The organism is Streptomyces sp. NPDC020742 (assembly GCF_040641675.1).
Lineage (GTDB): Bacteria > Actinomycetota > Actinomycetes > Streptomycetales > Streptomycetaceae > Streptomyces.
In genome coordinates, this window is the sequence record NZ_JBFAEA010000002.1 from 1 (window position 1) to 12286 (window position 12286).

13 protein-coding genes are annotated in these 12286 nt (G+C 69.3%); 6 read left to right on the forward strand and 7 right to left on the reverse strand.

Features of this window, described 5'->3' with window-relative positions; genetic code table 11:
- Nucleotides 1–139: 139 nt before the first annotated feature.
- Genes AB0G84_RS03985 through AB0G84_RS04005 form a run of 5 tightly spaced genes read right to left on the reverse strand, consistent with a single transcriptional unit; the run spans nucleotide 140 to nucleotide 5521 of the window.
- Nucleotides 140–733, reverse strand: a complete 594-nt coding sequence (locus AB0G84_RS03985) for a sarcosine oxidase subunit gamma family protein (protein ID WP_361315165.1) — start codon at nucleotides 731–733, stop codon at nucleotides 140–142.
- Nucleotides 723–3584, reverse strand: coding sequence for a 2Fe-2S iron-sulfur cluster-binding protein (locus AB0G84_RS03990; protein WP_361315168.1), 2862 nt, complete (start codon nucleotides 3582–3584; stop codon nucleotides 723–725). The genes AB0G84_RS03985 and AB0G84_RS03990 overlap by 11 nt, the downstream gene beginning before the upstream one ends.
- Nucleotides 3581–3907 carry a sarcosine oxidase subunit delta gene (locus AB0G84_RS03995; protein ID WP_361315171.1) on the reverse strand — a complete coding sequence of 109 codons (327 nt, stop codon included), beginning with the start codon at nucleotides 3905–3907 and terminating at the stop codon, nucleotides 3581–3583. Before AB0G84_RS03995 ends, AB0G84_RS03990 begins: the two co-directional genes overlap by 4 nt.
- 25 nt (nucleotides 3908–3932) lie before the next feature.
- The gene (locus tag AB0G84_RS04000) at nucleotides 3933–5225 is read right to left on the reverse strand and encodes a sarcosine oxidase subunit beta family protein (protein WP_361315173.1); all 1293 of its coding nucleotides are present in this window, start codon (nucleotides 5223–5225) and stop codon (nucleotides 3933–3935) included.
- Complete coding sequence (locus AB0G84_RS04005; RefSeq protein ID WP_361315174.1) at nucleotides 5225–5521, reverse strand: hypothetical protein; 297 nt, start codon at nucleotides 5519–5521, stop codon at nucleotides 5225–5227. The genes AB0G84_RS04000 and AB0G84_RS04005 overlap by 1 nt, the downstream gene beginning before the upstream one ends.
- Before the next feature lie 100 nt (nucleotides 5522–5621).
- Between AB0G84_RS04005 and AB0G84_RS04010 the strand changes: the two genes are divergently transcribed.
- Together AB0G84_RS04010 and AB0G84_RS04015 are read left to right on the forward strand one after the other, a co-directional pair.
- Nucleotides 5622–6275 (forward strand): GntR family transcriptional regulator, encoded by a 654-nt coding sequence (locus AB0G84_RS04010; protein WP_361315175.1) that lies wholly within the window; start codon nucleotides 5622–5624, stop codon nucleotides 6273–6275.
- Between the two features lie 250 nt (nucleotides 6276–6525).
- Nucleotides 6526–7068, forward strand: a complete 543-nt coding sequence (locus tag AB0G84_RS04015) for a DUF1707 domain-containing protein (protein WP_361315177.1) — start codon at nucleotides 6526–6528, stop codon at nucleotides 7066–7068.
- A gap of 734 nt (nucleotides 7069–7802) precedes the next feature.
- Here AB0G84_RS04015 and AB0G84_RS04020 read toward each other — a convergent pair.
- Complete coding sequence (locus AB0G84_RS04020; protein ID WP_361315180.1) at nucleotides 7803–8594, reverse strand: DJ-1/PfpI family protein; 792 nt, start codon at nucleotides 8592–8594, stop codon at nucleotides 7803–7805.
- A gap of 416 nt (nucleotides 8595–9010) precedes the next feature.
- On the reverse strand, nucleotides 9011–9949 hold the full coding sequence (locus AB0G84_RS04025; protein WP_361315182.1) for a helix-turn-helix domain-containing protein: 939 nt from the start codon (nucleotides 9947–9949) through the stop codon (nucleotides 9011–9013).
- A 197-nt stretch (nucleotides 9950–10146) separates the two neighbouring features.
- Between AB0G84_RS04025 and AB0G84_RS04030 the strand changes: the two genes are divergently transcribed.
- The 4 genes from AB0G84_RS04030 (at nucleotide 10147) to AB0G84_RS04045 (ending at nucleotide 12014) form a co-directional block, all read left to right on the forward strand.
- Nucleotides 10147–10836 (forward strand): DJ-1/PfpI family protein, encoded by a 690-nt coding sequence (locus tag AB0G84_RS04030; protein WP_361315185.1) that lies wholly within the window; start codon nucleotides 10147–10149, stop codon nucleotides 10834–10836.
- Between the two features lie 70 nt (nucleotides 10837–10906).
- Nucleotides 10907–11224, forward strand: a complete 318-nt coding sequence (locus AB0G84_RS04035; protein ID WP_361315188.1) for a hypothetical protein — start codon at nucleotides 10907–10909, stop codon at nucleotides 11222–11224.
- Nucleotides 11221–11697 (forward strand): hypothetical protein, encoded by a 477-nt coding sequence (locus AB0G84_RS04040; protein WP_361315191.1) that lies wholly within the window; start codon nucleotides 11221–11223, stop codon nucleotides 11695–11697. The genes AB0G84_RS04035 and AB0G84_RS04040 overlap by 4 nt, the downstream gene beginning before the upstream one ends.
- On the forward strand, nucleotides 11694–12014 hold the full coding sequence (locus tag AB0G84_RS04045) for a DUF3817 domain-containing protein (RefSeq protein WP_361315194.1): 321 nt from the start codon (nucleotides 11694–11696) through the stop codon (nucleotides 12012–12014). The genes AB0G84_RS04040 and AB0G84_RS04045 overlap by 4 nt, the downstream gene beginning before the upstream one ends.
- Nucleotides 12015–12286: the final 272 nt, after the last annotated feature.

The window sequence follows — 12286 nt, forward strand, 5'->3', positions numbered from 1 at the left end:
CACGTCCGACCCGAACCCGGCGAGCGTCACCACCGGCTCCGTCACCGTCGACAAGCCCATCGTCACCAACTGGCACACCACCCCCACCGATGCCGCCCCCGGCGACGGCACCGACAACTGACGCCTCAACGGTGCGGCCTCATCCGGTGTCTCCCCGGTATTCCGTGCAGGCATCGACGAGCCAGGTGGCCAGGTAGGACGCGAACGAGGAACGCACCAGCAGCCACACACTGGGCGTTGCTTCTCCCTGCACCACCAGGGTGATTGGGGCCTGTGCCAGCACGGTTGTCAGGCACGAGCCGGCGGGTGTCACCCGCGGATCCAGATCGATGGCACAGCCCTGGGCCAGCACCGTGCGGACGAGGTGCCCGGAGAGGGCCAGCGTGGTGCGCTGCGCCGAGACGTCGGTGACGGTGCCGAACTCGTCACCGATCGCCGATCGCAGCTGTGTGAGGAGGTCGTGCCGCCGGCCGTCGGGGGCCACCAGCAGCCACTCGTCGGGGCCCATCCACAGTGCCGTGACCTCGCCCGCGATCTCGGCGCGTAGGGAGCCCGGCAGCGTGACCCCCAAGGAAGCCTCGACGGCCTTTGCCGCTGGACCGCCGGGCTGGAGCCGCAGGGTGAGCTGGGTCAGGAAGGACAGTTCCCGCACGTGCAGCCCGGCGGGCAGCTGCGCCAGGGTGTCCTGCCATTCCGAGAGCGGGCTGAAGCGGGTGGACGTCTCAACCGTCACGGCGAGTTCCCTCCTTGTCGAAGAACACAGGGGCGGTCACGGTCACCGGGACGGTTTGGCCGTCCACCGGGACGTAGAGGGTTTCGCCGATGCGCTCCGCTCCCGAACGTACCAGGGCCAGGGCGAACGTCCGCTGCAGGGCGTCGCTGCGGTAGCTGGAGGTGACATGGCCCAGCATGGGTACCGGGGGCGCCGGAGTGCTGCTGGTGGCGATGATCTGCGCGCCTTCGGGCAGGAGCACGTGCTCGTCGGCCGGCAGCAGTCCCACCAGCTGCTTCCGGTCGCCGCGCTGGTTCTCCTCGCGGGTGAAGGACCGCTTGCCGAGGAAGTCCGCCTTCTTCTTGGAAACGACCCACGCCATGCCCAGGTCCTGCGGAGTGACGGTGCCGTCAGTGTCCTGCCCGATGATCGGGTACGCCTTCTCCGCGCGCAGCACGTGCATCGCCTCGGTGCCGTACGGGGTGATGCCGAACGTGCTGCCGGCCGCGTACAGGGCCTTCCACACGGTGATGCCGTCCCAGGCGGACACGTTGATCTCGTAGGCGAGTTCACCGGAGAAGCTGATGCGGCACACCCGCGCCGGGAGGCCGGCGACGGTGGCGTCCTGCCACGACATGAACGGGAAGGCGTCGTTGTCGACGTCCAGATCGGGAGCCACCAGAGCCAGCACATCGCGGGAGCGGGGGCCGACCAGGGGGATGGTCACCCAGTGCTCGGTGACCGAGGTGAGGTGTACGCGCAGGTCGGGCCACTCCGTCTGCAGCCACTCCTCCATCCACTCCAGGACCTTGGCCGCGTTCCCGGTGGTGGTGGTGAGGAGGAACTCCTGCTCGGCCACACGGATCACGGTGCCGTCGTCGAGGGCCATGCCGTCGACTCCGCACATCACGCCGTAGCGGATCCGGCTCACTTTGAGGGTGCTCATCATGTTCGTGTAGAGCCGGTCCAGCAGCACCCCGGCATCCGGGCCCTGCACGTTGATCTTGCCGAGCGTGGAGGCGTCCATCATGGCGACGCTCGTACGGGCCGCCCGGCACTCACGCAGCACCGCCTCGTCCATGGACTCGCCCGCCTGCGGGTAGTACCAGGGCCGCTTCCACTGGCCGACGTCCTCGAACAGGGCGCCGTGCTCGACATGCCAGGGGTGCAGCGCCGTCACCCGGACCGGATCGAACAGATCGCCGCGGTTGCGGCCCGCGAGGGCGGCGAAGGACACCGGCACGGCGGGCGGACGAAAGCGGGTGGTGCCGAGCTCGGCAACGTCCACCCCGAGCGCCTCGGCGACGACGCCCGAGGCCAGCACGCCCGAGGTGCGGCCCTGGTCGTGGGCGGTGCCGATGGTGGTATAGCGCTTGACGTGCTCCACCGACCGCAAGCCCGCCCCGACCGCCCGCAGCACGTCGGAGACGAGGGCGTCGCGCTGTAGGTCGACGAACTGGTGCGAGCCGTCCTGGCCGTCCTGCGGGCTCGGGACCCGCCACAGCACCCGGCCGGGCGCCGCATCCGGGAGCCTGGCGGCGGAGGGCAGGGCGATCATCCCGCCGGTCCTGCCGAGCGCCGAGAGAGCCTGCCAGGCGGCGTCAGCACCGTCGGCCAGACAGCCGGCCAGGGTGAAGGTACCGCTGGCCGCCCCCGCCGTGCAGACGCCGTCCCTCGCCCGGGCGGGCACGAAGGCTCCGATCGCGGCGTCGTAGCGCAAGGCGCCGCGGGCCTGGCTGAACAGCGCCACGGCCGGGTTCCAGCCCCCGGAGACGAGCAGCAGGTCGCAATCGATCCCCTGCCGCTCGCCGAGGCGGCCTTGGCCGAAGGCGGCGACATGGGCGCGGGAGACGCGCCCGATGCCGCTGGTTCCGGTGACGACGTGCCCCGGGCGCAGGTCGATGCCCCGCTCGTCGCACGCGGCCCGCCAGTGGTCCGGTACCTCCTCGCGGGCGTCCAGCACCGTGGCGATCTCCAGGCCTGCGTCGGCCAGTTCGAGCGCTGCCGGGTAGGCGCTGTCGTTCGTGGTGAAGACGACGGCCTGCTGCCCGGGCAGGACGCCGAAGCGGTTGAGGTAGGTGCGGGCCGATCCGGCCAGCATGATCCCGGGGCGGTCGTTGTCGTCGAAGGCGACCGGCCGCTCGTAGGCGCCGGTGGCGAAGACGAGGTGCCTGGCTCGGATGCGCCAGATCCGCTGCCGCGAGAGGTGGGCGGGCGCGGCGGCGCCGAGGTGGTCCGTGCGCTTCTCCAGCGCCAGGACGAGGCCGTCGTCGTAGGAGCCGAAGGCGGTGGTGCGCTGCAGCACCCGCACGTCGGGGCAGGCGTCGAGCTCCGCGACGACCCCGGCGACCCACGCGGTCGCCGGCGCGCCGTCGAGCAGTTCCTGGGTACCGAGCAGGGACCCGCCGGGGCGCGGGAGTTCGTCGACGAGGACCACGCGGGCCCCGGCCCGGGCGGCCGCCAGCGTGGCGGACAGCCCGGCCGGCCCGGCGCCGACGACCAGGACGTCGCAGTGGGCGTGCATGGTGTCGTAGCGGGCCGTGTCCGGCTGGTTGCTCAGCCGGCCCCGGCCGGACAGTCCCCGTGCCACGAGGCCCTCATAGAGCTCCACGGTGGTGGCCGTGAGCATCGGCTCGGGGAAGGGGGCTTCGATCTGCACGAGTGCGTTGGGCTCTTCGGCCCCAGCGGCCAGGACACCGCGCGGCCTTCCGTACGTGATGCTGGTGGCCACCTGGTGCACCCCGTTGGCCAGCAGGGCCGAGGCAAGGGTGTCGCCGGGATGCCCGGTGTAAGCGGTGCCGTCGAAGGTGAAGGAGAGCGTGGTGCCGCGGTCGATGTGACCGTGGCCGCGGGCACGGAACGGATGGTTCATCGGCTGGCCTCCTGGCCCTTCCGCTGCGGTGCGGCGGGTTCGGCACTCGTGGTGCGGGGGTGCTCGGCGCGGATGTCGTAGACCGCGAGGAACTCGTGGGTTGCGGTGTCGCGCAGGGCGTTGAACCAGCGTCGGCAGCCGGCCGAGTGGACCCACCGTTCGGCGAACGGGCCCTTGGGGTTGTCGCGGAAGAAGACGTACTGGGCCCACTGCTCGTCATCGAGCGCGTACGGGTCGTCGGGGTAGGCGACGTGCGCCTGTCCTCCGTAGTGGAACTCGGCTTCTTCGCGCTCACCGCACCAGGGGCAGGCTATGAGCTGCATGTCGATCTCCTTGGCGGGGCGGCGGTCAGTGGGCTACGGCGGCTGCGCCGTGCTCGTCGACCAGGGCGCCGGTGGTGAAGCGGGAGAGGGTGAAGGGCGCGTTGTAGGGGTGCGGTGCGCCGGTCGCGATGGTGTGCGCGTAACACCAGCCGACGCCCGGAGTGGCCTTGAATCCGCCAGTGCCCCAACCACAGTTGAGGTAGAGACCCTCGACGGGGGTCAGGCCCACAAGGGGAGAAGCGTCCGGAGTGACGTCGACGATGCCGGCCCAGGTACGCAGCATGTGGGCACGGGCGAAGATCGGGAACAGCTCCAGTGCGGCGGCCATCTGACGTTCCAGGATGTGGAACGCGCCGCGCTGACCGTAGCCGTTGTAGCTGTCGATCCCGGCGCCCATGACGAGCTCGCCCTTATGGGCCTGCGAGACGTACACATGAACGGCGTTCGACATCACCACGGTCGGGTGCACCGGTTCCAGCAGCTCCGACACCAGCGCCTGCAGCGGGTGGCTCTGCAGGGGGAGCCGCAGACCGACCATGGCGGCCAGCGTCGAGGAGTGCCCCGCGGCGGCGAGCGCGATCTTCCCGGCGGCTATCCGGCCCCGCGTGGTCCGCACCCCGGTCACCCGGCCGTTGTGCGTGTCGATGCCGGTGACTTCGCAGTCCTGGATCAGGTCGATGCCGTAGTCGTTGACCCTGCGTGCGAAGCCCCAGGCGACGTAGTCGTGCTTGGCGATGCCTGCGCGCGGCTGGTAGGTGGCACCCAGTACCGGGTAGCGCACGTCGGATGAGGTGTTGACGATGGGGCAGACCTGCGCGACCTCGTCCGGCTCCAGCCATTCGGCGTCGATCCCGTTGAGCTGGTTGGCAGAGACACGGCGCTTGCTGTCGCGGATGTCCTGCAGGCTGTGCGCGAGGTTGAGCACGCCGCGCTGGCTGAAGAGAAGGGGGTAGTCGAGGTCCTCTTCCAGGGTCTCCCACAGCTTCAGCGAGTGCTCGTAGATGCCGGAGCTTTCGTCCCAGAGGTAGTTGGAGCGGATGATGGTGGTGTTGCGGGCCATGTTGCCGCCCGCGAGCCACCCCTTCTCCAGGACCGCGATGTTGGTGATGCCGTGGTTCTTGGCCAGGTAGTAGGCGGTGGCCAGGCCGTGCCCGCCGCCGCCGACGATGATGACGTCGTAGGACGGCTTGGGGTCGGGGTTGCGCCACAGGAAATCGGGGTGGTCGGGCAGGACGTCCCCGGGCCCGGCAGCGGGGCGCGAAGCTCGATCGAGGGTGGTGGGAGACGGACGGGAGGGAGCGTTCTGGTGCGGGTGCATCACTGACCAGCCTCCCGGGCGGTGGGCTGCGCGAGTTGCTCGATCGCGTCGACGTGCTCGCAGCCTCCGTAGTAGCGGCGCCCCGGGTAGCCCTCGGCGTACCTGTTCAGCACCGATCCCTGGGCCTGCATGACCGCCAGGGTCGCGAAGTTCTCGCTCGCGATCATCTTCAGGGTGCCGCGCTGCCGGGCCAGTTCCGCCTCGATGGCAGTGGCGATCTCGGGATCGGAGTCGTCGAGCTGAGCACCGAGAACCGCAGATCGGGCCGCTCGCTGATCGGGGGTGCGGGCAGTCATGAGAACTCCCTGGTGCGCGACTGAGAGGCGACTGATATATCAACTTCTCATTGTGATACATTAGGAGCCCGGATCGGCTGGCGTCAAGGGAGGGTGAGGAGTGACTTCTCCGACCGTCACTGGTCAGGGGCGCGGAACGCTGGCCGAGCAGGCCTATCGCTCCCTCTCGGACCGTCTCGTGATGCTCCAGATCTGCCCCGGCGAGCCCGTCAACGACGAGCGGCTCGCCGCTGAACTCGGCTTCGGGCGCACCCCGGTCCGGGAGGCCCTCAAGCGGCTGGAGCACGAACGCCTCATCGTCGCCTACCCGCGGCGTGGGACCTTCGCCACCGAGGTCCAGATCGCCGATCTCGGACACATCTCAGAAGTCCGTCAGCAGCTTGAGCCCCTCGCTGCGGCCCTGGCGGCCCAACGTGCCACCGAGGGTGAACGCGCTGCGCTCGGCCGGTTGCTCGCGCAGCTGGCTGAAGTGTCCGAGGGGGGCTCGGACCTGATCCGGCTCGACATGGCCGTGCACCGTGCCATCTACGCCGCGACCCACAATCCCCACCTTGAGGACACCTTGGTCAGGTACGACAACCTGGCCACGCGGATCTGGTGCCTCTTCGTCGATCGGCTGCCCGGTCTGGCGGGCCACGTCCACGAGCACGGGCCGCTGCTGCGCGCCATCATCGACCGTGATGCGGAGCGGGCGGCAGCCCTTGCCGCCGCCCACGTGGAAGGGTTCGAGGCGGCGATTCGCCGCCTCATCTGACCGTTGCCGCGTCCGCGCACCCCTCCGCAGCAGGGCAGCCAGGTCGGGCCCGGCCGGCCGACAGCCGTCGGGTCCTCGTCGAGCACACATAACGGTGGTGGGGCGGGTCCGGCTGGTGCTGCGACCGCATGGGGTCGCCGGGCGGGGCGATCAAGGCCGTGATGACGGGCGGTCGGCCGTCCCCCCAAATGCCTTGCCCTCTACGGGCCTTGACGCGTTCGCGGCGTAGACGCAGCGCTAGAGTGAATCGGTGACCTCCCTGCCGGAAGACCCGACGCGACTGATCAGAGAAGACGACCGCGGCACGGCCGTGCAGCGCCTGCAGGAGGCGTACGCCGAAGGGCACATCCCGCACGAGGAGTTGGACGAACGCCTCCACCACGTGCTCACCGCCACGACGCACAGCGAGCTCGAGTCGGCTCTGGCCTCGCTCCCGGAAGAAAGTGCGGGCAGCACGTCCACGATCGCCGCCGCCGGCGGACGGATCCAGCGGCGCGGAGCCTGGCGGGTACCTCGGAGCCTGACGGTCGCGTCCGCATTCGGAAGGGTGCACTTGGACCTGTCGCGGGCGGTCATCGAGCATCCGGTAGTCGACATCGAGTTGCAACTCGGCACCGGCAGGGCCCACATCACGGTGCCTCGCGACGCGATCGTCGACACCGAGGACCTGCACACCGGGTGGAAGGACACGCTCTACAAGCCCCGGCGGCGCTCCCGCCCCGGCGGGCCGACGATCCGCATCTCTGGAACCATGGGGTTCGGACGGTTGAAGATCCGCCACGCGCGACGTTGAGGCCCCGTCCGCCACTAGTGGCCACCTGTCTGGCGGAGTTGATGCCCAACCTGGCGCCGTGCGCCGATCCCGCTGCCGGGCCGCGGCCACTGGACCCAGCAGGCGAGGCCGTGAACTGCCTGACCAGCAAGGCAGAACACCTGCGCTACGACACCGCCGCCACCGGACGGTACCGCCAATCTGTGCCACGGCGTCTGAGGTGCTCATCAGCTGGGACCGAGGAAGATTCCGATCACGTCAAGAGCCTGTCGGGGTCTGGCATGTCGTAGAAGCCATCGCAAGAGGCACTGCGCGAAAGCTTTTTTGTGAGGGGTTCTGAGAACGAAGTGCAGGAGCAAATCGGACATGGCTCGGGGGTGGTCTCTCGGAACCACTCATTCATGCGAGGCCGCATCATCGCCTGATAGGGCTGTCCGCTGTTCGATCGCCGGGCCTGCGCCTCGTAAGCGGTCGATCGAGAGGGGCTACCGGGGCGTAGGGGAAGCGTCGGGGTGCTGGTCTGCGACGAGGAGCTGGTGCAGGCGGGCGAGTGCGGAGATGAGAGTGGCCGTTGGTTGGAGAGGGACGCGGGATACCACGCGATTTCGGCATACCGCCCCGGAGTGCAATGACACGGGACCGGGAAGGACGACGTAGGTGATACGCCTCGGACCCGGTACGGCCGTGGATTCCGACCGCATGGAGCACCACAGACGGTGGATGTTGTCAGGCTTGTGGTGCGGCGACAGGGGCGGTCAGGTGTTGACGATGCTGGCGGCGAGGCCGGCATTCTCCCCTGATGCCCGGTGCGGGCTCGACGCTGCTCGCTGTTCCATCACCTGGGACACGGCGTTCCGGAGAGTGGTGTCGGGGCCGGCCGTGAACTTGTCGAACAGCGCCACCATTTCGGGTCCTGCGCCTTGGGGTGATCCGGCGTTGAACGGCGGCTTCGGGTCGTATTCCATCACGAGCTGTGCGAACTTCGCGGCCTTCTCGCCCAGCGTGTGGGCGATGACCGTGAGCCCGAAATCGATGCCCGCGGTCACACCGCCACCGGAAAACCTGTTCCGGTCGATGCACACACGTTCCGTCGATACCTCGACGCCGAGTTGGGCCAGATGGTCCCGGCTCGCCCAGTGCGTGGCTGAGCGGTAGCCGTCGAGCAGTCCGGCTGCCGCAAGGATGAGTGCGCCGTTGCAGACCGAGGTGATGTAAGAGGCCGTCGCACCACGGTCCGCCAGGAAGGCGATGGTGGCCTGGTCGAGCATCGCCTTCTCCACGAACCCGCCAGGTACCAACAGGATGTCGAGCCGTTCAGGACAGTCGTCGAAGGTGGCGGTTGGAGCGATGGCCAGTACGCAGTCCTCCGAGAGGACGGGGTCGAGCGTCTTCGACACGAGGTGGATCTTCATGCCCACGGCCGAAAATGCGGTGTATGGACCAACGAAGTCAAGTGTGGTGTGTCCGTTGAAAAGAAGGATGCCGACTTCCAGCGGCCGTGCATCGCCTTCCAGGTGGTCGGGCCAGTTCGCCGTGTGATCCGCCATCTACCGGGACCTCCGAAATCCAGACGCTTGCGGTGTTCCAGCTGTGACGCTAGTCGGAGGTCGGGATCACGAGGAGTGGCATTCTTGCCGTATCTCAACGGATAATTGCCAGCAGCCTCTGGCTCGGATGCGCCCCATCCGGCCGTTAGCCGCGACGAGTTGGCGTGGCGGCCGGACAGGCGCCCCTTCACGTGTCAGGCGACCGCAGGTGCAGCCTGGTACGAGCAGGCTCATCTGCTATCCGCTCAGCCAAGGCCAAGCGGGCTCGGGAGGCCCCGGAGCGAATGGTGCCGCCTCGGGCAGCGGACTGCTTCCGCAGTGTCGGCATACGGCAACCCGAGCAGTTGAGTCAGCACGAGCGCCCCCAGGCGGTCACCCGGCAGCGCATCGGCCCATTCCCTCAGGTGGCGGTGAGCTCAGTTGAACGTGCGTCGGTAGGTCTGCGGGCTGACGCCGGTCGTGCGTTTGAAGCGGTCGCGGAAGGTGGTGGGGGAGCCGAAGCCGACCTGGCTGCCGATGCGTTCCACGGAGTGCTCCGTGGTTTCGAGCAGGTGCTGCGCCTGGCGGATGCGGGCTCGGTGGAGCCACTGGAGCGGGGTGGTGCCCGTTTGGTCGCGGAACCGCCGGATCAGGGTCCGGGTGCTCGTGCCGGCCCGCTCAGCGATGTCGGCGAGGATGAGGTCGCGGGCCAGATTTTCCCGCAGCCACGTGAGCAACCCCTCTAGCTCGGAGCCCTGCGGTGTGGGCGCGTGGTCGAAGGCGATGAACTGCGCCTGCCCGCCCTCCCGTTCGAGAGGCATCACCGACAGCCGGGCGGCATCGGCGGCGACAGCCGAGCCGTAGTCACGGCGGATCATGTGCAGGCACAGGTCCATGCCCGCGGCCGCGCCGGCCGAGGTGAGGAACTGGCCGTTGTCGACGTAGAGGACGTTCGGGTCGACGTCGATGTCCGGGTGGGTGTCGGCCAGAAGCCCGGCCGCGTGCCAGTGGGTCGTGACGCGCAGCCCGTCAAGGAGCCCGGTGGCGGCCAGCGGGAAAGTGCCTACGCAGATGGAGGCGATCCGCGTGCCGTCGGCAGCGGCCGACCGCAGCGCGTCGCGCACGGGGGAGGAGAGTGGGGCTGTGGGGTCGGTGACGCCCGGCACGATGATCGTGTCCGCGTCCTGGAGGCCCTCCAGGCCCCAGGGGGCGCGCAGGGTGAAGGCTCCGGCGTCGATCTCGTCGCGCTCGGCGCACACCCGGATCTGGTAGCCGGGCCGCCCGTCGGGCAGACGGGTCCGGGAGAAGACCTCGATCGGGGCGGACAGATCGAACGGGATCACCTGATCCAGCGCGAGAACGGCGACGGTGTGCATGGCCGGAACCTATCTCCTCAGCGGCTTGACGGCTCCGGACCGGTATCCGGGTAGCTTCATGTCACCGCGGTTCTGAGCATTCCGGAAGCCCTTGGCACTATCCCGTTGAAACCTGTCACTCGTGCCACTGGGCGATCACGGCGACAGTCGGTTGACTTCGGAACGTCCGAGAGGAATCGACACCCGAAGGAACGCTCATGCACATCCAGGTTGTCCTGTTTGATGGTTTCGACCCGCTCGATGTCATCGCCCCCTTTGAGGTCCTGAACGCCGGTGGCGCGGCGTCGGACGGTGCGGTGACCGTCGAGCTGGTCTCCGCGGAGGGCCCGCGCGAGGTGATCAGCGGCGCCGGAGGACTGACGCTGCGCGCCACCGGCGCCCTCGACCTGGAGCGCGCGGACTTGCTCCTGGTGCCCGGTGCCGCCGGCCGAGTCGGCGAACCCGGCGAGGTTCCGGAAGAAGAGGTGGGTGCCGGCGAGTGGAAGCAGGACGAGTTCATCTCGGTGCTGCTGGGCCGCACGCTGACCACCGAGTTGCCCGCACTCCTCAAGCAGGCAATGGACGACCCGGACATCACGGTCGCCACCGTCTGCGGCGGCTCGCTCGTCCTGGCCATGGCCGGTCTGCTGGAGGGACGCCACGCCACCACCCACCACATGGGCCTCGACATGCTGGACGCCACCGGCGCCCACCCGGTCCGCGCCCGCGTCGTGGACGACGGCGACCTGGTCACCGGCGCCGGCGTCACCTCCGGGCTCGATCTGGGCCTGTACCTGCTGGAGCGCGAGGTGGGCCCCCGCATCGCGCACGCCGTCGAAGAGCTCTTCTCCCACGAGCGTCGCGGCACCGTCTGGCGCGCCCAGGGTCCGACGCCCGCCACCCTCTGAACACTCGGCCCGCGCCCATCGCGGGCCAGTCGCTCACCCTCCCCCTTGCACAGTCAGGAAGAACATCAGCATGTCCGTCGAAGGCACCTGGAACCTGTCCCTCGCCACCCCCATCGGCAAGATGAAGGCCGTGGTCGAACTCCGTGAGCAGGACGGCGTCCTGACCGGCGTCGCCCACGGAGCCGGCGAGGAAGTACCGCTGAACGACGTCGCCCGCGACGGCGACCGGCTCACCTGGAAGCAGGCCGTCACCAAGCCCATGCGGCTGAACCTGGCGTTCGACGTGACGGTCGACGGCGACACGCTCCAGGGCACCTCCAAGGCCGGCCGCCTTCCGTCCTCGAAGGTCACCGGCGAGCGCCGGACCGCCCCGGAGCACCAGGCGTGACCAAGCTCCTCCTGTCGCTGCATGTCCTGGCCGCCCTCGTCGCCGTCGGCCCGGTCACCGTCGCCGCGAGCATGTTCCCCGCGACGCTGCGCCGCGCCCTCGGCGACTCCGGCGACGGCGACGCCCGGACGACCCTGCGGACGCTGCACCGCATCTGCCGGGTCTACGCGGGCATTGGCATCGCGGTTCCCCTCTTCGGCTTCGCCACGGCCAGCAGTCTCGGTGTCCTCGGCGACGCCTGGCTGATCACCTCGATCCTGCTGACCGCGGCGGCCGCCGGCGTACTGGCCCTGCTGATCCTGCCGGCACAGGACCGTGCTCTGGCCGAGACGACGAGTTCCGCCTCGCCGTCGCCAGCGCCAACCCCGTTGACACCGGGTCGTCTCGCCATGCTCACCGGCATCTTCAACCTGCTCTGGGCCACAGTCACCGTACTGATGATCATCCGTCCCGGCTCCACCACGGGAGTGTGACCGTGCACCTGCGGTCTCCGCGCCATCTGCGCATCGCGGCTCACGCCGAGCTGGTCTCGCTGATCGTGATGCTGGCCAACGTGTTCACCGTCCACCTCAAGCCCATCTCGTCCTTGATGGGCCCCACCCACGGCTGCGCCTACCTGTTCGTCGTGATCGCGACCTGCCGGGTCGAACAGGCCCCGGCCGCCGCCAAGGTCCTGGCCGTCGTTCCGGGCATCGGCGGGCTGCTCGCGCTGCGACAACGCGACCGCGTCGATGCGGCCCGCGCCCAGACGGAAGAGGTCATCCCGTCATCAACCTCGTGTCGCCGGTGATCGTCGGCATCAGCTACCCGGCCGGGCCCTGAAACGCCGCTCGAGAAGGTAGGGCGGTCTTGGCGAAGGGCTCACAGCGGAACAGGCGGTGCAACCACCCGCAGCGAGCGCACGTCGGAGAGCGAAGATCACTCCTGCCGGTCCCGTTGCACCAGGAGGCAACCCGTCCCGGTGTGCCGCGCAGACCGTCGCGGTCGGGGTCCTCGCCGAGCGCAGCCAGCAGCTGCCGGTACGGACCGGCGATGCGGGGCTGGTCCACGGTGCGCCGCGTA